The organism is Achromobacter sp. FW305-C-28 (assembly GCF_058783235.1).
This window is the reverse complement of record NZ_JBYSYL010000002.1, coordinates 1-22440: the sequence shown is the minus strand read 5'-3', so window position 1 is coordinate 22440 and position 22440 is coordinate 1. Positions and strand designations below refer to the sequence as shown.

Below are 22440 nucleotides of genomic sequence, written 5' to 3'. Positions count from 1 at the left end.
GTTTATTTTGATCAATAAAAAATCCTGCTGAAACCGCTTGCGGCGACTTTCAAAGGCTGGATATGATCATGCCCCTGGATTATCAATAATATTATCGGGAACAAAAATGACGGACGACACCCAGGGCGGCAAGCCCGCCAAAGGCCCCTTCGACAGCGACGGCGCGCAGTCGCGCGGCGTGGCGCGCGGGCTGACCAACTACGGCGACATCGGCTTTTCCCTGTTCCTGCGCAAGGCCTTCATCAAGGGCGCGGGCCTGTCCGACGACGCGCTGTCGCGCCCCATCATCGGCATCGTCAACACCGGCAGCAGCTACAACCCCTGCCACGGCAACGCGCCGCAGCTGATCGAAGCGGTCAAGCGCGGCGTGATGCTGGCCGGCGGCCTGCCGATGGACTTCCCCACCATCTCGGTGCACGAGAGCTTCTCGCAGCCCACCAGCATGTACCTGCGCAACCTCATGTCCATGGACACCGAGGAAATGATCCGCGCCCAGCCCATGGATGCCGTGGTGCTGATCGGCGGCTGCGACAAGACCGTGCCCGCGCAGCTGATGGGCGCCGCATCCGCCGGCGTGCCGGCGATCCAGCTGGTGACCGGTTCCATGCTGACCGGCTCGCATCGCGGTGAACGCGTGGGCGCCTGCACCGACTGCCGCCGCTACTGGGGCCGCTACCGCGCCGAAGAGATCGATGCGCCCGAGATCGCCGACGTCAACAACCAGCTGGTGGCCAGCGTCGGCACCTGTTCGGTCATGGGCACGGCCAGCACCATGGCCTGCATCACCGAAGCGCTGGGCATGATGGTGGCGGGCGGCGCATCGGCCCCCGCCGTCACGGCCGACCGGGTCCGCGTGGCCGAGCGCACCGGCGCGACCGCCGTCGCCATGGCCGCTTCGCGCCTGACGCCCGACCAGATCCTGACCGGCAAGTCCATCGAGAATGCGCTGCGCGTGCTGCTGGCCATCGGCGGCTCGACCAACGGCATCGTCCACCTGACCGCCATCGCCGGCCGCCTGGGCATCGACATCGACCTGGCGGGCCTGGACCGCATCAGCCGCGAGACCCCGGTGTTGGTGGACCTGAAGCCCTCGGGCCAGCACTACATGGAAGACTTCCACCATGCCGGCGGCATGCCCGCCCTGCTGCGCGAGCTGCGCCCCTTCCTGCACCTGGACGCCCTGACGGTATCGGGCCGCACCCTGGGCGAGGAACTGGACGACGCCCCCGCCCCCTTCAAGCAGGACGTGATACGCAGCGCCGCCGACCCGATCTACCCCGTGGGCGGCCTGGCCGTGCTGCGCGGCAACCTGGCCCCGGGCGGCGCCATCATCAAGCAGTCGGCCGCCAACCCCAAGCTGATGGAACACGAAGGCCGCGCGGTGGTATTCGAAGACGCCGAGGACATGGCCCGCCGCATCGACGACGAGGCGCTGGACGTGACCGCCGACGACGTGCTGGTGCTCAAGCGCATCGGCCCCACCGGCGCGCCGGGCATGCCCGAAGCCGGCTACATGCCGATTCCCAAGAAGCTGGCGCGCGCCGGGGTCAAGGACATGGTGCGCATTTCCGACGGCCGCATGAGCGGCACGGCGGCCGGCACCATCGTGCTGCACGTCACGCCCGAGGCCGCGATTGGCGGCCCGCTGGCCTACGTGCAAAATGGCGACCGTATACGCCTGTCGGTGGCGCAGCGTGAAATCGCGCTGCTGGTGGACGAGGCCGAGCTGGCCCGCCGCATGGCGGCCAGCCCGGTCGAACGCCCCACCGCCGACCGCGGCTACCGCAAGCTGTTCCTGCAGACCGTCACGCAGGCCGACCAGGGCGTCGATTTCGACTTCCTGCGCGCCGGGGTCACGCGGGATACGGTGCCCAAGAAATAACCCTGCTCCCTGCCCCGCACCATGAACGCCATCACCCCCGACGCCCTGCAACCGCAAGCGCCCGACGCCGTCTCGCAAGCGGTGGCGGCACTGGAAGAAGACATCGTCTTCGGCCGGCTGCATCCGCGCGAACGGCTGACGGAAGACGAACTGATGGCGCGCTTCGGCATGAAGCGCCATGCGGTGCGGCAGGTGCTGGTCGACCTGGAACTGCTGGGCGTGGTGGAACGCAAGCGCAACGTGGGCGCGGTGGTGCGGGCGTTTTCGGTGAACGAGGTGATGGAGCTGTACGCGCTGCGCGAGGTGCTTGAAGTGCATGCCGCCAGCCTCATGCCGCTGCCCGTGCCCCCGGCGCGGCTGGCGGCGCTGACCGCGGTGCAGCGCGAACACGACGCGGCGGTGGCCGATGGCGACGCGCGCCGCGTGTTTCGCAGCAACCAGCGCTTTCATCGCGAATTCTTCGGCTTGCTGGACAATGCCGTGCTGGGCCAGGCCATCGAGGAATACGCCCGCCGCACCCACCCGATCCGCTTCGGCTCGCTGGCCGCGGCCAACTACCGCGAACGCGCCCGCCAGGAACACTGGGCCATGATCCATGCGCTGCGCGATGGCGATCGCGACACGCTGATGGCGGTGTGCCGGGACCACCTGCTGCCCTCGCGTGACGCCTATCTGGCGTCGGAGCAGGCCCGGCGCGGGGCCTGAGGCGCGAGAGGTGCGGCGCCTGAGGCGGGCCCTCATGGCCTGGCGCCCTGCACTGTGCCCCGCTCCCGCCGCGGTTTCCCGCCTGCCGTCAGCGCGCCGGGTCCGCCAGGTATTCCCTCAGCGTTGCCACCAGCGCGGCGGCCGCTGGCGGCAGGCTGCGATTGCGCGCCGTGACCAAGCCGATCGACCGTTCGGCCACCGGCCCGATCAGCGGCCGCTGCACGATGCCGTTCTGCGCCACCGCCCCCGCCGCAATCTCGGGCAGCGCCGCCACGCCAAAGCCGCATTCCACCATCGCGACGATGGTGGTCAGGTGCTCGGCCTCGAAGGCCGGGGTGAAGCGGATGCGGTTCTGCAGAAAGGCCCATTCGGTGTACTGGCGCACGCTGCTGGGATGCACCATGGACACGTGCGCGGCAGACGCCGTGTCGGCCCAGCGCAAAGGCCCGCGCGATTTGGCCAGCGGGTGCGCCTGGGGAATCAGCAGGATGAAACTGTCGGACATCAACGGCACGTAGTGCAGGTCGGCGTGCTGCGGGTCGGCGGCGGTCAGGGCAAAGTCCACCTCGCCGGCCCGTACCAGGTCGAAGGCGGGGCCGGACAGCGTGTCGCGCACTTTCAGCGCCACCTGCGGGTGGGCCTGACGGTAGGCCATCAGCACGCGCGGCAACAGCCGTGCGGCCAGCGACGGCAGCGCGGCGACCGACACCTGGCCGTGCTCGGCGCTGGCGATGCCGCTGACGGCGGCGATGGCATCACGAAACGCCACCTGCAACGCCGCGGCCTGCTGCATGAAGACTTCGCCTGCGGCCGTCAGCCGCACGGTGCGCGTGGTGCGGTCGAACAGCTTGACGCCCAGCGATTCCTCGATGCGCTGGACCTGGGTGGACAGGGCCGATTGCGACAGGTGCAACTGCGCGGCCGCCTGGCGAAAGTTGAGCGTGCGCCCGAGCACCAGGGTGGTGTCGATATCGCGCATCGAAAGATTGATCTGCATGCTGTCGGCGGCCTTGATTATTGATCTGCTTTATCGATCATTCTATCCAAAAAATCTGATTCATCAATCAAACAAGCTTCTCTACACTCGGCGCCCAATACTGATGCAGCAGCGGTTTCAGAATAAGGAGCGAACCATGCAGACGGACGCGAAGGCCCTGCCCAATCCGGGCGCGGCGCATGCGGTGGTGGTGGGCGGCGGCACGATGGGCGCCGACGTGGCGGTGGTGCTGACGCGCGCCGCGTGCCGCACGACAGTGATCGAGCCGGACGCCGTACGCGCCGCCGCGCTGCCCGCCCGCGTGGCGGAAAACCTCAAGACCATCGGCCGCGAGGCCAACGCGCCGCTGCTGGGCACTGCGCCCAGCCTGGACGCGGTGGACTGGGCCAGCGTGGACCTGGTGATCGAGTGCGTGCCCGAGCGGCTGGACATCAAGCAGGCGCTGTTCGCCGACCTGGTGCGGCGCGCGCGGCCGGATACGGTGCTGGCAAGCAATAGCTCCAGCTTCCCGATCAGCGCGATCAGCCAGGGGTTGATGACGCGCGAACGCATGCTGGGCCTGCACTTTTTCATGCCGGCGCACCTGGTGCCGCTGGTGGAAGTGGTGATGGGCGAGGCCAGCGACGAGGCCCGCGCGGATGCGCTGATCGCGTTCATGCGCCGCTGCGGCAGCGTGCCGGTCAAGGTGCGCCAGGATCTGCCAGGCTTCCTGGCCAACCGCTTGCAGCACGCGCTGTCGCGCGAGGCATTCAATCTGATCGACCGCGGTATTGCGTCGCCGGAAGACGTGGACGCGGCGGTGCGTTTCGGGTTTGGCTTCCGTTTCCTGGCCGCCGGCCCGGTCATGCAGCGCGACCATGCGGGCATCGATGTGCACGCGGCGGCGGGTGCGACGATGTATCCCACGTTCTGCAACGATGACCATCCGGCGCAATGCCTGGCGGAGCGCGCGGCGGACGGACGCTACGGGATGAAAGCAGGTGAAGGGTTCTATACCTGGACGCCGGAAACGATCGCGGCCGAACGCGCGCGCTACGACCGGCTGCTGCGTGCGGGGCTGGACCTGATTGCGCCGGAACTGCCGGAGATCCAGCCATGAGCGCGGCTACGTTTGCCCGCGCGGCGCTGGCCGAGTCGCCGGTGATCGTGACGGTGGCGCCGAACGGGGCGTACAAGAAGGCCGCGGACCATCCGGCAGTGCCGATGACGCCGGACGCGCTGGCGTTGGAGGCGCGCGCCTGCCTGGACGCGGGCGCGGCGATGATGCACATGCACGTGCGCAAGCCGGACGGCAGCCATCTGCTGGATGCGCACGCGTACCGCGAGGCGCTGGCGGCAGTGGACCGCGCCGTGGGCCGCGAGCTGCTGGTGCAGGTGACGAGCGAGGCGGCGGGGGTATACAAGGCGGCGGAGCAGATCGCATTGGTACGCGAGTTGCAGCCGGAAGCGGTGTCGATGGGACTGCGGGAGATCGCCGTGCCGGAGATCCCGGAGGCGGAGCTGGCGGCGTTCCTGGCGTGGGTGGCAGAGCGCCGGATCATGGCGCAGATCATTCTGTATGACGAAGGAGATGTGCGGCGCTGGCTGTCGTTGCGGGCGCGGGGGCTGGTGCCGCCGGGGGCCTGGTCGGTGCTGTTCGTGCTGGGGCGCTATAGCGTGGGGCAGACGTCATCGGCTTACGATCTGCTGCCGTTTCTGGCGGCTTACGATCATTCGCTGCCTTGGGCGATTTGCGCGTTTGGGGCCGAGGAGAATGCTTGCGTGACGACGGCGGCGGCGTTCGGGGGGCATATGCGAGTGGGGTTTGAGAATAATCTGAAGTTGCGGGATGGGTCGGTGGCGGCGGGGAATGCCGATCTGGTTCGGCAGGCGGTTGAAGGCGCGCGCGCGTTGGGGCGGCCTGTGGCGGATGCGGCGCAGGCTCGGGCCATCTATGGGGCGATTGCTTAAGCCTCTGTTGGTTTTTGTTTGCTTGCCTGGTGCTGTGTTCTTGGGCCGCCCGGGGCCCCGCCGGCGGCCTGCTGAGCGGGGCCCTGCCGCTGGCCGCGGCCCTGTTGTACGGCCACCTGGGCAATCCGTGCGCCGCCGCCGCGCTGGCGCTGGCGGATCCGGCCCCTGAAGTCCGCCCCCCCCCTCGGCAAGCCACATCCACGCCCCTCCCCCTGCACTGGCACACGGGCACTATTTTTCAGATAGTTCTAATTCTCGGAAGCCTTGGCGTGCCCTAGAGTTGCCGCTGATTGGTGCGTTTCCTCTCCTCCCATCCTAAGTCCGTCCCCAGTATCTTGAGACAAATCGTTGTAAAATTATGACAAATTAGTACAACTAATGCAGTTTGCGTCATCCTTTGATCGCATTCCTGCAAGCCGTTTTCGTACCGTTTCTTGGTCGTAAAGACTCCCCGCTCGGGGGAAGCATCAACTGGAGAACCGATGTTGAATAAGCTGGTGAAAATAGGGGCGCTGACGCTGGTGTCGGCGGCAATAGCGGGATGCGCGACCGAGCGCTCCCAGTCCCTCGTGGTGCCAACCACAGCGGCGGCGACCAAGGCATACCAGGGCGTGCGCAGCCCGATCTCCGTGGGCAAGTTCGACAATCGCACGAACTACCTGCGCGGCGTGTTCTCCGATGGCGTGGATCGCTTGGGCGGCCAGGCCAAGACCGTCCTGGTCAGTCACCTGCAACGCACGGGCCGCTTCCAGGTCATGGATCGCGAGAATCTGTCCGAAATCGCCCAGGAAGCCTCGTTCAACAAGCAGGCCAACCGCATCAAGGGCGCACGCTACGTCGTCACGGGCGACGTCACCGCCTTCGGCCGCAAGGTCACCGGCGACCAACAGCTGTTCGGCATCCTGGGCCGCGGCAAGGAACAGGTCGCCTATGCCAAGGTCGACCTGAACGTGGTGGACGTCACCACGTCCGAAGTCGTCTATTCCGCCTCGGGCGCCGGCGAGTACAGCCTGTCCAACCGCGAGGTGGTCGGCTTCGGCGGCACGGCAGGCTACGACTCCACGCTGAACGGCAAGGTCCTGGATCTGGCCATCCGCGAAGCCGTGGACCGCCTGGTCGAAGGCATCGAGCAAGGCGCCTGGGCGCCGGCCGGCAACTAAGGGGAACGGCATGCAAACCACCATGGCGCAACCGCGCCGGACGACGCGCGCCTTGCGTACACTGACGATCGCCGCATTGGCGGGCCTGCTGGGCGCCTGCGCCCAGCCATCCAAGTCGATGTACAGCTGGGATGCCTACCAACCCACCGTCTACAAGTATCTGAAAGAAGACGGCGCCGACTACACCGTGCAGGCGCAGGCGTTGGAACAGAACATCGAAAAGGCCCGCGCCACCAATGCCACGCTGCCGCCGGGATTCCGCGCGCACCTGGGCATGCTGTACCTGAAGATGGGCGACGAAAGCAAAGGCATCGAACAGTTCGAAGGCGAGAAGACCGCCTTTCCCGAGGCCGCTCCGTTCATGGATTTCCTGATGCGCAACGCCAACAAGCCCGTCGTCGCGGCCCCGGCCAGCACGGCCGCTGCCAATGGTGGCGCAGGATCCGTCGAACCCATCGCGCCTACCACGCGCAAACCCGGAGGTTGATCATGATGAAATCCTTGCGTATCACCCTCCTGGCCGCGGTCGCGCTACTCGCCGGTTGCGCCGGGCCGCAGCGTAACGTGGACTACACCGCGTTCCGTGAAAGCAAGCCGGTATCCATCCTGGTGCTGCCACCGCTGAACTCGTCGGTGGACGCGGCCGCCACGGCGGCGGTGTTGTCGCAGGCCACCCTGCCGTTGGCCGAATCCGGCTACTACGTGGTGCCGGTGGGCGTGATGGAGGAAACCTTCCGCCAGAACGGCCTGACCACCGCGGAAGACATCCATGAGCTGCCTGCCTCGCGGCTGCGGGAAATCTTCGGCGCAGACGCCGCGCTCTATCTGACCGTCAAACAGTACGGCGCCAGCTACCAGGTCGTATCCAGCAACGTGACGGTCTCCATCGACGCCGCGCTGGTGGACTTGCGCAACGGCGCCAAGCTGTGGGACGGCACGCGGACCCTGTCCCAGGGCAGCAGCAACAGCGGCGGCGGCCTGATCGGCATGCTGGTGCAAGCGGTGGTCGACCAGGTCGTCAATACCTTGTCCGACCGCAGCTACGGCGTGGCGGGCATGACCAACAACTCGCTGCTCAGCGCCGGCACGCCCGGCGGCATTCTGTACGGCCCGCGCTCACCGCGCTACGCCACGCAGTAACTTCCCGCCCCTTGCTTTGCACCGAGCGCCGCATTCATGCGGCGCTTGGCGCTTCCAGGGGGCGTGCACGACATCCCCGTCACGGACGATCGTTCTGCCCGATCACGCCGACAGGGTCAACGCCTTGCGCCAGGCGGCAAGCTTTTCTTCGAATCTGGCGGCCGCGTGCGCCGGGCTGGTGGAAGGCAGGTCGACATATTGCAAGGGCCGCCCGGCATCCAGCCCGGGCAGCACATGCCGACGGTAAAGCGCCGCCGCCTTGCCGCCATTGAAGCAAACGCGCACCACGTGAGGATGCTCTGCCAGGAAGGCGGCGAAATCATTGGCGACCAGGGTGTCCGGCCGAATGGCCGCGTCCAGGCTGCCGGGGCGCTCGCAGGCTTGCAGCACGTCCCAGAGCGCGATGCGGGCGCGTTGCAAGGCCGCCAGGCGTTCGGGGTAGTCCTGGACGGGATCAAAGCCCAGGACCGCGCCCGCGATGGGCCAGAAGGCGTTGCGCGGATGGGCGTAGTAACGGGCTTGCTTGAGCGAGGCGATGCCGGGCATCGAGCCCAGGACCAGGATGCGGGCGTCGGCGGCGGCGACAGGGGCAAAGCCTTGGACGTGGTCGGCGGGCTTGGCCCGCGAAGGAGCGGCGGGTGAAGACATGGCGCAAGGATACGTGAGCCGACAGGAACGCGCCCAGTGTCCTGTTGATGGAACAGTGCTTATCAATACCGAGGCCTACCGAAACAAGCCTGTCGCCCTTATCTTGGTAGGTATGACGAACGGCCCCAAAGGGGCCGCGCAACAGGAATGACGATCATGAAGAAGATTCTGGGTGTGCATGCCAGCCCGCGTCCTCACTGGGTGGGCGACGGCTTTCCGGTGCGTTCGATGTTTTCCTATGGGGACAAGGGCAAGGATGTCAGCCCCTTCCTGCTGCTGGACTACGCGGGCCCGGCGCAATTCGCGCCGGCCACGCAGCCGCGCGGGGTGGGCCAGCATCCGCACCGCGGGTTCGAGACGGTGACGATCGTGTACAGCGGCGAGGTCGAGCATCGCGATTCCACCGGCAACGGTGGCGTGATCGGGCCGGGCGACGTGCAATGGATGACGGCGGCATCGGGCATCCTGCACGAGGAATTCCATTCGCCCGCCTTCACGCGCCAGGGCGGGGAGCTGGAAATGGTGCAGCTGTGGGTGAACCTGCCGGCCAAGGACAAGAAGGCCCCGGCCGGCTATCAAAGCCTGCTGAACGCGGATATTCCGGTGGTGTCGCTGCCTGACGATGCAGGATCGCTGCGCGTCATCGCCGGCAGTTTCGCGGGCCAGGCGGGGCCTGCTCGCACCTTCACGCCGATCGACGTGTGGGACGTGCGCCTGGCCGCCGGCAAGTCGGCGACGTTCGCAATTCCCGCGGGCCGCAACAGCATGCTGGTGATGCTGCGCGGCACGGTGCTGGTGAACGGCGAATCGGTGGCGCGCGAAGCGCAGCTGACGCTGTTCGGCCGCGACGGTGAATCGATCACGGTCGAAGCCAACAACGACGCCGTGTTCCTCGTGCTGAGCGGCGAGCCGATCGACGAGCCGGTGGTGGGTTATGGACCGTTCGTGATGAATTCGCAGGCCGAAATCGTCGAAGCGATCCAGGACTTCAACGCCGGCAAGTACGGGCAGATGCACTAAGGCACGTGACCCGGCGGGCGGGGGCCGAATCGGCGCTCCTGCCCGCCAGCCGATCCCCACGGCAACGCAAAGCAGCGCGGCCCTGCATTGCGCAGGTGGCCGCGCTTATTGTTGCGCCGCAATACCTGACGCCGTCGCCGCATCCGGCCTGACGCCTGTCTCGCCCCCACCGGTTTTGCGCAGTCCGCGGATAGGCGCTGCGAAAAGCGGATAGTTTTTCCGCCTCCAGGACGGGTTTTCCAGCAGGTCAGCAGGGCCGACACCGCTTTACTATTGGGGCCATCAAAAGGCCCACGCCGCAAGCGGCGCGACGGGCCTGGGACCCGGCAGCGACAGACCGGACACCTGGACACGAGCGAGGAAATCCCGGCGATGCTGAACACGATGCAGTCCGATGCCGGCACGTCATGGGCGTCCGTCGAGCCGCGGTCGGCCGAGCGTGGCCCGGCCGTGGCAAGCCCCACCTATCGCAGCAATGCCGAGCGCAGCCCAACCCGGCCTGAAAAAGCCTGTCCGTCCGCGCCAGACGCCCGATCCGCCGCCTGGCGGATGGATGCGGTATTGGCGATGCCGGCGCAGCAGCTGTTCGCGTCGGGCGATCTGGACGAAGCGCGGTCGATGGTGGGCCGAGTGATGCGGCCGCATCTGCTGGGCGTGGTGGGGCCGCGGCAACGGCTCGATGCCCGCATGCATCACCAGCCGCTGGGCGAGGTGTCGCTGAACCGGCTGCGCTATGGCGCGGATGTCGAGATCCGGCCGGGGCCGCTTGAAGATTTCTTCCTGGTGCAGATGCCGCTATCGGGCACGGCCACCATCGAAAGCGGCCCGCAACGGGTGGATTCGACGCCCGACGTGGCCTCGGTGGTCAGCCCCGACGACGACCTGGCGATGCGCTGGGCCGACGACAACGACCAGTTCATGCTGCGCATCGGCCGTTCGCTGCTGGAACGCACGCTGGTGGGCCACCTGGGCGTCACGCTGGACCGGCCGCTGCGCTTCCAGCTGGGCTTTCGCTGGCGCGAGTGCCCGGCCTGGCGTTGCCTGATGGCGTATCTGCTGGACTGCTCGTCGCAGCACGGCGACCTGGCCGAGCACAAGCTGATCGTGCACCAGATGGAACAGCTGGTGGCCGCGACGCTGCTGTCCGCCCTGCCCCACAACTACAGCAACACGCCGGCCAGCCGCCGCGCCGCGGTGCTGCCGCGCCACGTGCGCTGCGTGCAGGACTACCTGCAGGCGCATGCGCACGAACCGGTCAGCGCCGAACAGCTGGCACGCATCGCGGGGGTCAGCGTGCGCAGCCTGTATGCCGGCTTCAAGGAATTCCTGGGCGTCAGCCCGATGCATTACCTGCGCGACCTGCGCATGGAACGCGCGCGCGCCGAACTGTTGTCGGGCGAATGCCAGAACATCGCCGGCGTGGCGCTGCGCTGGGGCTTCGCGCACCTGGGCCGTTTCAGCACGGGCTACAAGGCGCGCTACGGCGAAAGCCCCAGCCAGAGCCTGCGCCGCCACGGCTGACGAATTCGTCGGACGAGGCAAGATCGACAGGACGCGCGGGACCTTTCGCTCAAACGATCACCGAGGGCTAGCGCGGCTTCCAGGTCAGCCCGTCGGTCGAGCGGTATTCCGGCGTGCCCGTGCAGCAGCCGCCTGCGCCAAACGCCTGACGGCCAATGAAGGCCTTGATGAAGCCCTTGCCCACCGTCAGCTCCTGGCGCACGCAGATCGTGGGCAGCGGGTAGAAGTCGCCTTCCAGCACCAGCGTCCAGGCCACGTTGTCGCCCTCTGCCGGGTCTACCTTGTAGACCTTGCATTCATGCATGAGCAGGTGGATGGGCTTGCCCGCCAGCGTGCCCTTGAACTGGAGTGCTTCCGGGGTTTCCTGGGTGGCCAGGGTTTCAGCCGTATACCTGGACCCGGCGGGCGGCGGTGGCAGCGACGAATCGCAGCCCGCCAGCGCCACGGCCACGCATGCGGCCAGGGCCAGGCGGCGGGCGGCGCGTGGCATGGCGGCAGCCTGGTCAGGCCACGTTGGCGTAGCGCTGTTCAAGGTAGGCAATGATGTCGTTGGACTCGTACATCCAGCGCGTGCCGCCTGCCTCCTCGATGCGCAGGCATGGCACCTTGACCTTGCCGCCGCCGGCCTGCAATTCGGCGCGCGCCTGGGGATCGCCCTTGGCATCGCGCAGCGCGACGGGCACGTTCAAGCGGTGGATGGCGCGCCGCGTCTTGACGCAGAACGGGCAAGCATGGAATTGGTAGAGCGACAGCGCGGCCGCTTCGCTGTTGACGGCGGCCTGGCCTTGCGCCGAACGCTGTTGCGGGCGCGGGCGGGTAAGCGCGTCGCCCAGGACGATCAGTTGACCCACACCGACACGCAGGGCTTTCACAATCATGGATGGCAACTTGAAACGAAGAGAGGCCTTGAGTCTAGCCCATTCGCGGCGACAGGCGGGTTACGCCCCGTCCCGCCGCCCCCTTCCCCGCGGCGGGCCCGCTGCCGGGCGGACCCGCCGCACGCTGTCCTAGAACGGAATGGCCAGCTTGATGTAGAGCTGCTGGCCTTCCGGCCGGTTCTTGACCTGGAATTCCTGCTGCCATTTGGCGGTGAACAGCCAGCCCCGATCGTTCATGTAGCGCACCGACGGGCCGACGCCAAAGGCGCGGGCGCGGCCGGCGGCGCTGTTGGGGCCGTTGTCGTCGGTGACCTGCTGGAAGGCATGGCCGCCCACGCCCAGCACCCAGCCCTTGCCCACGCCCCAACCCACCGCGTAGTCGGCGTGGATGGCCTGGCCCGAACGCGTGTCGGTGGCGGAATTGCGGAAGTTGAAGTCGTACATCAGCTTCAGGTCGGCATTGAAACCATCCGGACTGATGCGGCTGAGCGCGAACACCGGCTGCGCGGTCCAGTAGTTCTTGCCCAGGCTGGACGGATCGTTGCGGCTGTATTCGCCGGTGGGCGCGTACATGTCCAGCCCGACCACGTAGTGCAGCGATTCGGACAGGTGATAACCCAGCGCCACGCCCAGCGTCATGTCGCCCAGGCCCGTGCTGCGATAGCGCTGGCCGCCCGCCTTGAAGGTCACGTCCAGCAGCGGCGCGATGGCATGGAAAGCCAGTTGGCCGCCCAGTACCTGCTGCGGCGTCACCCAGATCAGGCGCGGGGCCAGCACGTTGACGTCGACCTTGAAGTCCGGCACCGGCAGGCGCTCGCCGTCGTTGCCGCGCAGCTTGTCGTAGCGCGCGCCACCGCCGTAGATCAGCATGTGCACGCCGGGCGGCGGCAGCGCGCCCGACATGAAGTTCTCCAGGCCGTCCGGATAGATGCCCAAGCCGCCGCCTTCCGTGGCTTGCGCCGCGGTGCTTGCCAGCGCCAATGCCGCGGCGCAAGCCAGCCGGCGTGTCAGGTGTCTCTTCATGTTCCGCTCCTGCCCCCGCGGGGCGCGAGATGTTGCGCGACGAGATAGCCGGAACCGCCACCCAGTCCGGGGCCCGGATGGGTGGCGGCGCCGATGTGGAAAAGATTGCGCAGCGGCGTGCAATGGCCGCGCGCGCCGTGGCCGCCGGCAAAAGGCCGCAGCCAGAAGAACTGGTCGGGCGAGCACACGCCCGCGTACGGATCGCCGCCCACCAGGTTGCAATTGAGCGATTCCAGGTCGGCCGGGCTATAGCTGCGGCGGCCGACGATGCGGGGCGCCAGGCCCGGCATGACCTGTTCCAGGCGCGCCTGGACGCGGTCGGCCATGGCTTCGCGCAGCGCCTCGGTCCAGCGGCCATCGGCAGGCGGCGCGATCAGGCCGGCGGCATCGCCCTTGATCCGCACCGGCAGTTCCTGCATCTGCACCCACAGGATCCAGCCGCCGTCCGGCGCACGCGACGGGTCCACCGCCGTGGGCTGGCCGATGGCCAGCGTGGGCCGCGCGGGCAGCAGGCCGTTGTTGGCCTCGGTGACCGACGCACAGACCTGTTCCATGCTGTCGGTCAGGTGCACCAGCGGCACGTGGCGCAGTTCCGGCGTCCGCCAATCGGGCGGCGCGTTCAGCGCGAAATGGATCTGCATGCCGCCGCGGCCATGGCGATAGCCGGCGGCGCGCTGGCGCACGGGTTCGGGCGCGTCCGGCAACAATGTGCCGTACAGCTGGCCGGGCACGACGTTGCACACCACCGCCTCGGTCGCGCGAAACTCGCGGCCTGCGGCCCGCACGCCCACCGCGCGGCGACGGCGGCCTTCGCCCTGGGTCAGCACGCGTTCGACCGTGGTTTGGGTCTGCAGCCGGCCGCCGTGCTGTTCGATCACCTTGGCCAGCGCATCCACAACGCCTTGGCTGCCGCCCTTGACCACCGGCATGCCGCCCGCCACCACCGCGGCGAAGGTCAGCTTGCCGATCAGCGCCGAACAGGCATCGTCCGGGCCCAGGCCGGTGTGCAGCACCCAGGGCGCGATCAGGGCGCGGGCGCCATCGGACTGCAGCTCACGCTCGGACCAGCGGCGAAAGCTCTCCAGGGAATCGGCGGCAAAGCCCAGCAGCCCGTCCAACCCGCGCCGGCGCCATTCCTTGAACAGCAGCTTGAGCATGCCGGCGCCGTAGGGATTCTGGCCCAGCAGCCCGAAGGTCAGCGCCGCGTCCTGGCCGAACAGGCGCTGCGCCATGGCGCCGAACGCCTGGCCGTCACCCGGAGCCCAGGCCTCCAGGCGCCGCACGCTGTCTTCGATGTCCTGCTTCAAGGCGATGCCGCTGCCGTCCGGCAGCGCCAGGCCCGTGGTGTAGCCGCACTGCGCGAACTCCAGGCCGGCGGCCTGCAAGGCGGGCTTAAGCGCGGCATACGCCGGGCTGCCAACAAACAGCGGGTACCAGCTGGACAGCACGTCGTGGTGATAGCCCGGGAACAGTTCCTCGGTGCGAATGCAGCCGCCCAGGCGGTCGTTGCGCTCGAGCACCAGCACCGATTTGCCGCGCTGCGCCAGCAAAGCGGCGCACACCAGCGAATTCATGCCGCTGCCCACCACGATGATCTGGGCGTCGGACGTACAAGAGTGAGTCATGATGGGATCAGGTCGGTTGCGTCAAGCCTGGGACGCAGGTTGGGTTCGCCAGCGCGGCGGGCCGGTCCGCATGGATCCGGTTACGTCAATCCGGTTGCAGCAGTTCGGTGAACCGCCCCGCGTGGAACACCAGCGGCGTGGCCGCCTGGCTGGCCACGCGCAGCACCCGGCCGAACAGCAGCAGGTGGTCGCCCGCCGGACTTTGCTGGTCGTTGGCGCAGACCAGCGTGGCCACGGCGCCGGCAATTGCCGGCACGCCCTCGGGCACCTCGTGCAACGCGGTGCCGTCGAACTTGTCCGGCACCGCCGGGTCGGCAAAGCGCCGCGCCAGCGCCTCCTGGCCGCAGGCCAGCACGCTGATGGTGAAGTGGCGGCAATCGCGAAACGCCGCCAGGTTGGGCGAGCGGTTCACCAGGCTCCACAGCACCAGCGGCGGGTCCAGCGACAGGGACGCGAACGAATTGATGGTCAGCCCAACCTTGCGGCCGTCGGCGCAGCGCGTGGCCACGATGGCCACGCCGGTCGGATAGCTGCCCAGCACGCCACGCAGGACCTTGGGGTGCAGGTCGGTGCTGCCCCAGTCCAGGGCCGCCATCACGCAGCCGCCCGCGGCGACTTGGCGGCGATGAAAGCCTCGCACGCCGCCGGATCGCTCCACCACGGAAAGAAACTGGGCGGATGGTTGAAGCCATTGGCCACGGCGTGGGCCAGATCGGGCGCATCCCCGGCGGCCTGCAGCAACTGCAAGAGGTGCGGCGGCGGTGGCAGCAGCATCGAATTGGTCCAGTCGACCACCGCGCTGGCGTAGTCCCAGAAGCGCTCGAAGGTCTGCTGCATCCACTGCGCCGTGAATTCGCCATCGCCGTGCGCCAGGATCGCGTCCAGGTAGACGGCGCAGGCCTTGGTGGCGTTGTTCGAGCCCTGGCCCGTGATCGGATCGTTGGTGACCACGGCATCGCCCAGACCGAACACCAGCCGGCCCGACGGCAGCGTCATCACCGGCTTGCGCACGGTGGGCGCGAAACTGCCGGCCAGGATGCCGTTGGCGTCGGTCAGTTCCACCGACCCGCAGCGCTCGGCCTCCCACGGCAGGAAGGTGTGCAGGATGTTCAGGCTTTGCAGCAGGTGTTCCTGCGGGGTCTTGATGTCGCGCCAGCAATCCATGGGACCGCCGGGAATGCCTTCGAACACCATGATTTCGCAGGGGCCGCCGGTGGTCAGCGCGGGGAACACGAAGTATTCGCCCACGCCGGGTATCAGGTTGAAGGCCACCCGCGAGAATTCTGGCGCCGGCTTCATGCCGAACACATAGGTCAGCGCCAGGGCGCGCTGCGGTTTGTCAAAGCGCGAGCGGGCGACATCGCGCTCGAACAGCTTGACCACGTCGCCCTTGCCGGCGGCCAACAGCACCAGGTCGTGCGAGGCGGCCAGGATTTCCAGCTCGGCCACGCCGCCGTCCTGAATCAGCAGGCGGCCGCCGCGGGCCGCAAACAATTCCATCCAGGCGGGCATCTTGATGCGCTGGTCCACCGCCTGCGCCGGCTTGTCCAGGCGCGCGGCCCAGTCGATCAGCTTGTGGCCAGGGCGTTCGGGATGCGGCACGGCCAGGCCGATGCCTTCGACGGGCGGGCACTGGGCTTCCCATTGGTTCAGGCCCAGGTCACGTTCGATTTGCAGCGAGGCATCGAACATGCACTGGCTGGACATGACCTTGCCCTGGCGGATGTTGTCCGGTTCGCGATTGGTGACCACGGTGACCTCGTAGCCTTTGTCCAGCAGGCCCAGGGCCAGGGGCAGACCGGCCTGCCCTCCTCCGACGATGGCGATTCGACGCATGGGGTGTTCTCCTGTTTGGGTGCGGGTCCGTCGCGGTGGCGGACCGTTGCATGGGGTCGGGTGCGCCCGGCTTGGCCTGGCGCGGGATGGGGGTCGATCGCGCCTTATTCGGCCAGGCGCGGGATGGCGGGACGGGCCTGTTCGGGGCCCATGGCGGAATAGCCGCCGTCGGCGGCGTAGTCGGCCCCGGTAACGACGCTGGCGTGGTCGGACAGCAGAAAGGCCACGACCTCGGCGACTTCGGCGGGATCGCCCACGCGGCCCAGCAGGTGATAGTCGGCGGCCACGCGGTCGGTCTTGGCGCGGTCACCGCCGGTGATCTCGTCCATGACGCGAGACCAGGTCCAGCCGGGCGACACGGAATTGACGCGGATCTTGTCGCCGGCATAGTCCATGGCCAGGCTGCGGGTGACTTGCAGCATGGCGGCCTTGGACACGGGATAGAGCCAGCGGCCGGTCTGGGCGACGCGCGACGAGATGCTGGTGAAGTTGACGATGGCGCCGCCGCCTGCGACAACGAGGTGCGGGTGGACGGCGCGCGCAGCCATGACGGCGCTGACGACGTTGATGTCCAGGGCGCGCAGCCAGTCGGCGCGGCCGGACGCGGCGCCGTCGTCCAGGTAGGTGGCGGCCAGGTTGACCAGGAAGTCGATGCGCCCGAAGTGGGCGGCGGCGTCGGCAACGCCGCGGGCAAGCTGGGCGTCGTCGGTGATGTCCAGGGGCCAGAAGCGGATGCCGTCGGGATCGGTGGCGGCCAGGCGCTCGCCGCCGGCGGTGTCGATGTCAAAGACAGCGACGCGTACGCCGTAGGCGCGCAGCGCGGCAACGACGCCGGCGCCGATGAGCGTGGCGCCGCCGGTGACGATGGCGGTTTTGTGAGCCAGACCTTTCATTGCGGGACCTCGTGGAAGACGGGATGACGAGGTGAATGGTGGCTTGGCTGGCGCGGGAGGGACTAGCCGGATTTGGCGTTGGGTATCCGGGGGGTGCAGGGATTTTGAGAAGCGTTGATTTGCGGGAGGAGGATTGTCCGGCAAGCGCGGTGGGTATCCGGATTTGGCGAGGCGGAGACGGGAGGTGCCGGATTAGGGTCAATCTCTGCTAGTCAATGGGTAGCGAACCTGGCCATCGAGGTGGGCGTGTCCATTCCTTCGGCGCGCCTGATTCGCGTATTGAGCCGCTTGATCGATTGCTATGGGCTTCCCGACGCAATACGCCTGGACAATGGCCCGGAAATGATCTCCGACGCCTTTACCGAGTGGGCCGCGGCAAAAGGCATTTCGATCCGCTATATCCAACCGGGCAAACCCAATCAGAATGCCTTTATCGAGCGGTTCAATCGCACTTATCGCACCGAAGTTCTTGATGCACATCTGTTCGCCAATCTCGAGCAGGTTCAAGCAATTACCGACCGATGGCTGGTCGATTACAACGAATATCGCCCACACGAATCGCTGGGCGGTCTCCCACCGGTGCACTTCATGCCTCGGTTAACCCTTGCTCCGATCGTCTATCAGCCAATGTCTACTTGACAGGGGTGCTTACGGGGGTACCACGTGGTGGTCTCGCGGGTGAGGCGGCCGTGGGCGTCGTAGTCGTATGCGATCTGGTCCAGCGCGGGGCCTTCGTGGAGGTCGTCGCCGGAGGCATGACCAGGATGACGCTGGTAACGCTCGATAGCACTAAGCTGACCATCCTTGTAGTGGTAGCAAATCAGTTTCGGGGGTGAAGCCACCCAGCCCTGTGTGGTGCTTTAAACAACCGCCTCAGTTCCCATGGATCAAGCTCGCTGGGCGCTGGATCAAACATGCAGGGTTCAAAGTAGGACAGAGGGTAAGGGTTGCCGTCGAGCACGGTAGGCTTGTTATTACCGCCGAATAGGTGAGCAAAGGACTGCGTCATGCAGCCCTGCGCTATCACGACGCCAATAACTCTCTTGCCTCTTTAATAATAAAAGCATTAGAAAGATCACCGGATCGGTACATACGCTTGATAGCATATACAGTCTTTAATTCACCAATCATCGGAATAATGTATCTATCAATCATTCCTGCGACATCTGACGCCTTTTTTTTTGAGAATGATTTTTCAATATAAAGAATTTCACTAAAATTTACCTCTGGATTCCGCAAAGCCAGAAAGCTGTCAAGGCGAAATCTCACATGACAGAGATTTTCCTTTGGAAAATCATTTTCTCCGCCAATGATATTCAGCCATATGCCTATGTTTATAAAATAATCATCGCCATAATTCGATTTTTGAACATTTAAGACCAGAGTCAATTCATCCCCCTTAAAAAACAGACTTCCTTTTACAAGGGTGAAATCGAGAGATGCAAGCTTAAAATTAAATAAATCGTCTAATTTTTTCATGGTTGATATGTATCCACTATGCCAGTCCATTTTTGACCAGTCATTTTTTCCAATTCTGCAACATAGCCAGCAACTTGATTTTTCCCTTTCCTTATAGCGCGAGTATTATTTGGTTTGAGCTCTCTAATTGTATTAGTACTCCAATCAATGGCATCAATCCGCTTTCCGCTCGGAAGCGTAAATTCAAATTCGTGAGTTCCAGGCAACGCATTTCGATAATTTTTATGTGCCTGCCGCCCTCTGGCAGTTGCAGAAGTTTCACCACTTGTCCCGGAACATGCCAACCCCCACGGATCAATCCAGCTCACCGGATTAGGCGCGTACTGATAGACGTTCACCCCGCCGGCATACCCGATGGGATCCTTGCTGATGAACCGCCCCACTTCAGGATCGTAATACCGGTAGCGGTTGTAATGCAGCCCGGTCTCATGATCATGACATTGCCCCTGAAACCGGATCGGGTTCGTGACGGGCGCATGGCCCGACGCTTTCCGTATCGCCTCCTTCGCCACACCCCACGCGCGGCACGCCGCCGCCCACGCAATCTCGCCCTTTCCATCGGTGACCTCCTGCGGCGTGCCCAGGTGATCACACGGGTACCACGCCACGTGGTCGATGGGCGGGGCAGGCGCGCGAGGGGGTCTTCGCGCACCGCCTGCGCGAGGGGCACAAAACTGCCCGGCTCGTACACGTAGTGCGTGGTGCGCGCGCCCAGCAGCCGGTTGCCGCCGGGCGTCTGCCCGGGCGGGCCCGGTTGGCCCGGCGGGCCGGGGGGCGCTCCGCGCGCCAGCACCTGCTCGCCCAGGCGCCCCAGCGCATCCCACTGCTGCGTCTGCAGCAGGCGGTTGCCCAGCAACCGCGTGACCTCGCGGTGCAGGTCGTCGCGCTCATAGCTGGCCAGTTCCTATTCGTCCAGCTGCAGCGCCAGCAGGTGCCCGCTGCCATACGTCAGTCAGATCACCCGGTGGTCGTCCGGGCGGATCGTCGCGCTGCGCTGTTCGGTGCTTACTGAAAAGCGATGCGCGCGTGGTGCGCACGATTGGCCCGCTGGCCTATCCTGCACTAGACCAGAAATTTTGACCGGTCAAAATCTGCTTTCAATTTATTTGCGCCGACCTCGGCGGCTGGTCTCTCCGATCAGGGAGAAATGAGTAAGTGCAGGTTGGCCGACTTCCGAAGTTCAGCGCCTAGAAACAGCAAGGGCCGCTTATGCAGCCCTTGCTGTTTCACTGCCCCATTCGGATGCGGTCGATCAATCTGGCGCAAAGTGGCTATGCAAATCCGAATCCGTGTCGTTGATTGGAACCCTGCGCCCGTCACGATCTTCGGCACAGATAACGAATCGTTCGACGGTTTGATCTACCACGCGAGCACCATCGACAACTGCAAATAACCCAAATAGTGCAGCTCTTACGGATTCCGCGATTACCCGATCCAACAACTCACGGTCGTGATCGCTGAGGTTCGAACGCCACGCGGCTACATCCACCAAGAATTTTTCCGGCTTCCTGCCCGGAGGAGATGTGAAGAGCTCGATTAAGTCATTGATCGTCGCGTCCTTCACGTGTTCGTCTATCAGTGAAAGTAGTTCGGCTGTGTTCATGTGCTTAGCTCACGCGTTGGTTATTTCTTCGCGAACGCACCAGGGTACGTCTGCTTGTTCAGGTCAATCAAGCTCCGCAAACAGTCGTTTGATGCCCCGGTGCGGCTCCTGAGATCGCGAATATCTTTCGCGAGCAGATCCCTAGCGGTGCCAGCATAAGTGCCTTTGATCGTCGGAATTCGTAAATGCTCTGGCCTCGGAACAGCAATTGCCGGGGCAGTTTGATGATCATAATTCGGCACTACTTGACCAGCCGGGTTGCTTTGGTATCGCCTCCCTTGCCTCACCCCACGCCCGGTACTCTGCCGCCCACGCGATCTCGCCCTTCTCATCGGTGACCTCCTGCGGCGTGCCCAGGTGATCGCACTGGTACCATGCCACGCGGTCGATGGGCGGGGCAGGCGGTGGCGGCAGCCACAGCGGGTCTTCATCCTGCCGGTAGTAGTCGCCGTACACCGGTTCATCCAGCAGCGCGAGGGTGTCTTCGCGCACCGCCTGCGCGAGGGGCACAAAACTGCCCGGCTCATACACGTAGTGCGTGGTGCGCGCGCCCAGCCCTTCTTCATCGGCGATCCGGCTCTCCCACGCCAGCGTGTCGCCGTCCCAGCCATACAGCGTGAAGCCGCACTGCAGTTCGCGGTTGCGCTTCACGCGTTCGCTCCGGTTCCAGTGCGGCCCGGCTTCCCGTCTTTCCTCGTAGTGCGCCTGGCTGTGTGCAAATAGCGAACCAGACTACGTTTTCAATTAAAACGTAGTCTGGTTCGTTATCTTGTGATTATTGAAGGCAGAACGCCGGCGCAGATGTTTGATGTCGGCAAGACGCAGCAGCCGGATCCGAAGGACGTGTACGCCGAGGCTGCTTGAGAAAGCACCGGCTTGGGGCCGGTGTCAGGTGAATACCATCTCAGCACAGATAATTAAACATATTGCAAAATGACCCGTATCGGGCATATGTTTTAGTGAATAAACAATAACGGCCCCCCATCGTCCGTCAAAAAATTGAGAAAATTATCCGGTGCCCCCGAGGTCCAATCAACCTCATTAACATTTTCAAATCTTACACCGGCAACGACTTCTCTTTTTATTGCCTCTTTAACAAATTTCTCCGAGCAAAAAATAGGATCTTGTCCTGCAGTTATATTTTTAATCTTAAAAAAATCCCTCGACAATTCACTTTTTAAACTAATATTTTCAATAGAAAAAATTCCACCGCTCTCGTTTGGGGTGAGTATGGAATTTTCACCAACAACGCTATCTATATTTTTATATAAACTCTTGCAAAAAATTATAATGAAATATTTTTTTTCCGCAATATTCAACGCCTTTGAGTTAACAACATTTAAGGATTGAATTTCTTTAATAGGAACCGAAAAATATTTTAGCAATTTCAAGAATTCTTGACTTACCACATGAAATGTGGGTCCGGCACCGCTAGCCCTAATGTCATATGCAATCAATTTATCTCGTGAAATCAAAAACATTTCCCCGGGAAGAATATTTTCTCTCTGCGGCTGACTGACATACCAGGGTTTTAGCCCATACTCTACCTTTTTCAGATTTTCAACAAATCTATCAAAAACAACACCCTGCATAGTACCTACAGGACAGCCACGCTCCTTTTTTTCTATCAATACGTAATATTTCATGATATTCCTCAGAAAATACGAATCGGGCGACTACCAGGTGCCATCAACGCCAATCTACTTGTAGATTGTAGTTGCGATATTTTCTGGCGAGCAACCGCTTTATTAATTTTCCCCTTACCCAAATAATTTTCAATATCTTTCACATTTTCATCAATTGCCGCAGAATATACGGCATGTGGTCCGCAGTGATGACATTTCCGTTTCATTTCCCTTGCCTTATCGGCACTATCAGGCATGAGCAGCCCATTTTCTTTAGCATCCTTCTCCCCACCTATTTCAATCTTGTCGAAAAATGCTTGGTGCTTCTTGACCTCATCCCCCGAAGTGGACAGTCTCAGGCTGGAGAAACCGGCAGGGTTGACCTCCTCCCCCGAAGTGGACAGTCTCAGGTTGGAGAAACCGGCAGGGTTTGGTCGGTAAAAAACTGACGCGCA

General features: G+C 64.4%; 24 protein-coding genes and 3 pseudogenes. 11 read left to right on the top strand and 16 right to left on the bottom strand.

Going from position 1 to position 22440, the window contains the following annotated elements:
- The first annotated feature begins 106 nt into the window (after positions 1-106).
- The gene (locus tag AC3WMR_RS05040) at positions 107-1882 is read left to right on the top strand and encodes an IlvD/Edd family dehydratase (protein ID WP_492263920.1); all 1776 of its coding nucleotides are present in this window, start codon (positions 107-109) and stop codon (positions 1880-1882) included.
- Positions 1883-1903: 21 nt separating this feature from the next.
- Positions 1904-2587 (top strand): GntR family transcriptional regulator, encoded by a 684-nt coding sequence (locus AC3WMR_RS05035; RefSeq protein ID WP_175217926.1) that lies wholly within the window; start codon positions 1904-1906, stop codon positions 2585-2587.
- An 88-nt stretch (positions 2588-2675) separates the two neighbouring features.
- Here AC3WMR_RS05035 and AC3WMR_RS05030 read toward each other — a convergent pair whose 3' ends face one another.
- Positions 2676-3584 carry a LysR family transcriptional regulator gene (locus AC3WMR_RS05030; protein WP_175194823.1) on the bottom strand — a complete coding sequence of 303 codons (909 nt, stop codon included), beginning with the start codon at positions 3582-3584 and terminating at the stop codon, positions 2676-2678.
- Positions 3585-3720: 136 nt separating this feature from the next.
- Between AC3WMR_RS05030 and AC3WMR_RS05025 the strand changes: the two genes are divergently transcribed.
- The 5 genes from AC3WMR_RS05025 (at position 3721) to AC3WMR_RS05005 (ending at position 7834) form a co-directional block, all read left to right on the top strand.
- The gene (locus tag AC3WMR_RS05025) at positions 3721-4683 is read left to right on the top strand and encodes a 3-hydroxyacyl-CoA dehydrogenase family protein (protein ID WP_492263921.1); all 963 of its coding nucleotides are present in this window, start codon (positions 3721-3723) and stop codon (positions 4681-4683) included.
- Positions 4680-5534: a beta-keto acid cleavage family enzyme gene (locus AC3WMR_RS05020; RefSeq protein ID WP_492263922.1), complete on the top strand. Its 855-nt coding sequence runs from the start codon at positions 4680-4682 to the stop codon at positions 5532-5534. The genes AC3WMR_RS05025 and AC3WMR_RS05020 overlap by 4 nt, the downstream gene beginning before the upstream one ends.
- Positions 5535-6016: 482 nt before the next feature.
- Positions 6017-6694 (top strand): CsgG/HfaB family protein, encoded by a 678-nt coding sequence (locus AC3WMR_RS05015; protein WP_492263923.1) that lies wholly within the window; start codon positions 6017-6019, stop codon positions 6692-6694.
- Between the two features lie 10 nt (positions 6695-6704).
- The gene (locus tag AC3WMR_RS05010; RefSeq protein WP_492263924.1) at positions 6705-7181 is read left to right on the top strand and encodes a DUF4810 domain-containing protein; all 477 of its coding nucleotides are present in this window, start codon (positions 6705-6707) and stop codon (positions 7179-7181) included.
- Positions 7182-7183: 2 nt separating this feature from the next.
- Positions 7184-7834 carry a DUF799 domain-containing protein gene (locus AC3WMR_RS05005; RefSeq protein WP_492263925.1) on the top strand — a complete coding sequence of 217 codons (651 nt, stop codon included), beginning with the start codon at positions 7184-7186 and terminating at the stop codon, positions 7832-7834.
- A 102-nt stretch (positions 7835-7936) separates the two neighbouring features.
- On the opposite strand, the gene AC3WMR_RS05000 is transcribed toward AC3WMR_RS05005, so the two are convergent.
- Positions 7937-8482, bottom strand: coding sequence for a DNA-deoxyinosine glycosylase (locus AC3WMR_RS05000; RefSeq protein WP_492263926.1), 546 nt, complete (start codon positions 8480-8482; stop codon positions 7937-7939).
- 156 nt (positions 8483-8638) lie between these two features.
- On the opposite strand from AC3WMR_RS05000, the gene AC3WMR_RS04995 reads away from it, so the two are divergent.
- Both AC3WMR_RS04995 and AC3WMR_RS04990 read left to right on the top strand, forming a co-directional pair.
- Entirely contained in the window at positions 8639-9502 is an 864-nt protein-coding gene (locus AC3WMR_RS04995) for a pirin family protein (protein WP_492263927.1), read from the top strand.
- Positions 9503-10051: 549 nt separating this feature from the next.
- Positions 10052-11023, top strand: a complete 972-nt coding sequence (locus tag AC3WMR_RS04990) for an AraC family transcriptional regulator (RefSeq protein ID WP_492263954.1) — start codon at positions 10052-10054, stop codon at positions 11021-11023.
- A gap of 67 nt (positions 11024-11090) precedes the next feature.
- Here the strand turns inward: AC3WMR_RS04990 and AC3WMR_RS04985 are convergent, their stop codons facing one another.
- From AC3WMR_RS04985 to AC3WMR_RS04955, 7 genes are all read right to left on the bottom strand, one after another.
- Entirely contained in the window at positions 11091-11513 is a 423-nt protein-coding gene (locus AC3WMR_RS04985) for a hypothetical protein (RefSeq protein WP_492263928.1), read from the bottom strand.
- Positions 11514-11526: 13 nt separating this feature from the next.
- Positions 11527-11901: a glutaredoxin family protein gene (locus tag AC3WMR_RS04980; protein ID WP_492263929.1), complete on the bottom strand. Its 375-nt coding sequence runs from the start codon at positions 11899-11901 to the stop codon at positions 11527-11529.
- Between the two features lie 129 nt (positions 11902-12030).
- Positions 12031-12924: a SphA family protein gene (locus tag AC3WMR_RS04975; protein WP_492263930.1), complete on the bottom strand. Its 894-nt coding sequence runs from the start codon at positions 12922-12924 to the stop codon at positions 12031-12033.
- Entirely contained in the window at positions 12921-14549 is a 1629-nt protein-coding gene (locus AC3WMR_RS04970) for a phytoene desaturase family protein (RefSeq protein WP_492263931.1), read from the bottom strand. The genes AC3WMR_RS04975 and AC3WMR_RS04970 overlap by 4 nt, the downstream gene beginning before the upstream one ends.
- Positions 14550-14634: 85 nt before the next feature.
- Entirely contained in the window at positions 14635-15144 is a 510-nt protein-coding gene (locus AC3WMR_RS04965) for a flavin reductase family protein (RefSeq protein ID WP_492263955.1), read from the bottom strand.
- Positions 15144-16385: a styrene monooxygenase/indole monooxygenase family protein gene (locus AC3WMR_RS04960; RefSeq protein ID WP_492263932.1), complete on the bottom strand. Its 1242-nt coding sequence runs from the start codon at positions 16383-16385 to the stop codon at positions 15144-15146. Before AC3WMR_RS04960 ends, AC3WMR_RS04965 begins: the two co-directional genes overlap by 1 nt.
- A gap of 104 nt (positions 16386-16489) precedes the next feature.
- The gene (locus tag AC3WMR_RS04955; protein WP_492263933.1) at positions 16490-17278 is read right to left on the bottom strand and encodes an SDR family oxidoreductase; all 789 of its coding nucleotides are present in this window, start codon (positions 17276-17278) and stop codon (positions 16490-16492) included.
- Positions 17279-17506: 228 nt separating this feature from the next.
- Between AC3WMR_RS04955 and AC3WMR_RS04950 the strand changes: the two are divergent.
- Together AC3WMR_RS04950 and AC3WMR_RS04945 are read left to right on the top strand one after the other, a co-directional pair.
- Positions 17507-17917: pseudogene (locus AC3WMR_RS04950) on the top strand (integrase core domain-containing protein); the annotation flags it as partial.
- Between the two features lie 193 nt (positions 17918-18110).
- Positions 18111-18266: a SymE family type I addiction module toxin gene (locus AC3WMR_RS04945; protein WP_492281562.1), complete on the top strand. Its 156-nt coding sequence runs from the start codon at positions 18111-18113 to the stop codon at positions 18264-18266.
- A gap of 35 nt (positions 18267-18301) precedes the next feature.
- Here the strand turns inward: AC3WMR_RS04945 and AC3WMR_RS04940 are convergent, their stop codons facing one another.
- The 7 genes and pseudogenes from AC3WMR_RS04940 to AC3WMR_RS04910 all read right to left on the bottom strand — a co-directional run.
- Positions 18302-18757 (bottom strand): DUF4304 domain-containing protein, encoded by a 456-nt coding sequence (locus AC3WMR_RS04940; RefSeq protein ID WP_492263934.1) that lies wholly within the window; start codon positions 18755-18757, stop codon positions 18302-18304.
- A pseudogene (locus AC3WMR_RS04935) lies at positions 18754-18960 on the bottom strand (hypothetical protein); the annotation flags it as partial. The gene AC3WMR_RS04940 and the pseudogene AC3WMR_RS04935, both read right to left, overlap by 4 nt.
- Before the next feature lie 78 nt (positions 18961-19038).
- Positions 19039-19463: pseudogene (locus AC3WMR_RS04930) on the bottom strand (RHS repeat-associated core domain-containing protein); the annotation flags it as partial.
- A gap of 546 nt (positions 19464-20009) precedes the next feature.
- Complete coding sequence (locus AC3WMR_RS04925) at positions 20010-20360, bottom strand: hypothetical protein (protein WP_492263935.1); 351 nt, start codon at positions 20358-20360, stop codon at positions 20010-20012.
- Positions 20361-20588: 228 nt separating this feature from the next.
- Entirely contained in the window at positions 20589-21011 is a 423-nt protein-coding gene (locus AC3WMR_RS04920) for an RHS domain-containing protein (protein WP_492263936.1), read from the bottom strand.
- A 305-nt stretch (positions 21012-21316) separates the two neighbouring features.
- Positions 21317-22006, bottom strand: coding sequence for an Imm43 family immunity protein (locus AC3WMR_RS04915; RefSeq protein WP_492263937.1), 690 nt, complete (start codon positions 22004-22006; stop codon positions 21317-21319).
- Between the two features lie 8 nt (positions 22007-22014).
- Positions 22015-22440, bottom strand: a 426-nt coding sequence (locus AC3WMR_RS04910) for an AHH domain-containing protein (protein WP_492263938.1), incomplete at its 5' end; no start/stop codon positions are given.

Bases quoted from the DNA above. Each gene is read 5' to 3' on its own strand.
- AC3WMR_RS05015 (WP_492263923.1), top strand. From the start codon at position 6,017: ATGTTGAATAAGCTGGTGAAAATAGGGGCGCTGACGCTGGTGTCGGCG.
- AC3WMR_RS04990 (WP_492263954.1), top strand. From the start codon at position 10,052: ATGGATGCGGTATTGGCGATGCCGGCGCAGCAGCTGTTCGCGTCGGGC.
- AC3WMR_RS04925 (WP_492263935.1), bottom strand. From the start codon at position 20,360: ATGAACACAGCCGAACTACTTTCACTGATAGACGAACACGTGAAGGAC.
- AC3WMR_RS04955 (WP_492263933.1), bottom strand. From the start codon at position 17,278: ATGAAAGGTCTGGCTCACAAAACCGCCATCGTCACCGGCGGCGCCACG.
- AC3WMR_RS04915 (WP_492263937.1), bottom strand. From the start codon at position 22,006: ATGAAATATTACGTATTGATAGAAAAAAAGGAGCGTGGCTGTCCTGTA.
- AC3WMR_RS04965 (WP_492263955.1), bottom strand. From the start codon at position 15,144: ATGGCGGCCCTGGACTGGGGCAGCACCGACCTGCACCCCAAGGTCCTG.
- AC3WMR_RS05035 (WP_175217926.1), top strand. From the start codon at position 1,904: ATGAACGCCATCACCCCCGACGCCCTGCAACCGCAAGCGCCCGACGCC.
- AC3WMR_RS04960 (WP_492263932.1), bottom strand. From the start codon at position 16,385: ATGCGTCGAATCGCCATCGTCGGAGGAGGGCAGGCCGGTCTGCCCCTG.
- AC3WMR_RS04985 (WP_492263928.1), bottom strand. From the start codon at position 11,513: ATGCCACGCGCCGCCCGCCGCCTGGCCCTGGCCGCATGCGTGGCCGTG.
- AC3WMR_RS05000 (WP_492263926.1), bottom strand. From the start codon at position 8,482: ATGTCTTCACCCGCCGCTCCTTCGCGGGCCAAGCCCGCCGACCACGTC.
- AC3WMR_RS04975 (WP_492263930.1), bottom strand. From the start codon at position 12,924: ATGAAGAGACACCTGACACGCCGGCTGGCTTGCGCCGCGGCATTGGCG.
- AC3WMR_RS04995 (WP_492263927.1), top strand. From the start codon at position 8,639: ATGAAGAAGATTCTGGGTGTGCATGCCAGCCCGCGTCCTCACTGGGTG.
- AC3WMR_RS05010 (WP_492263924.1), top strand. From the start codon at position 6,705: ATGCAAACCACCATGGCGCAACCGCGCCGGACGACGCGCGCCTTGCGT.
- AC3WMR_RS05020 (WP_492263922.1), top strand. From the start codon at position 4,680: ATGAGCGCGGCTACGTTTGCCCGCGCGGCGCTGGCCGAGTCGCCGGTG.
- AC3WMR_RS05025 (WP_492263921.1), top strand. From the start codon at position 3,721: ATGCAGACGGACGCGAAGGCCCTGCCCAATCCGGGCGCGGCGCATGCG.
- AC3WMR_RS04970 (WP_492263931.1), bottom strand. From the start codon at position 14,549: ATGACTCACTCTTGTACGTCCGACGCCCAGATCATCGTGGTGGGCAGC.
- AC3WMR_RS05005 (WP_492263925.1), top strand. From the start codon at position 7,184: ATGATGAAATCCTTGCGTATCACCCTCCTGGCCGCGGTCGCGCTACTC.
- AC3WMR_RS04940 (WP_492263934.1), bottom strand. From the start codon at position 18,757: ATGAAAAAATTAGACGATTTATTTAATTTTAAGCTTGCATCTCTCGAT.
- AC3WMR_RS04980 (WP_492263929.1), bottom strand. From the start codon at position 11,901: ATGATTGTGAAAGCCCTGCGTGTCGGTGTGGGTCAACTGATCGTCCTG.
- AC3WMR_RS05030 (WP_175194823.1), bottom strand. From the start codon at position 3,584: ATGCAGATCAATCTTTCGATGCGCGATATCGACACCACCCTGGTGCTC.
- AC3WMR_RS05040 (WP_492263920.1), top strand. From the start codon at position 107: ATGACGGACGACACCCAGGGCGGCAAGCCCGCCAAAGGCCCCTTCGAC.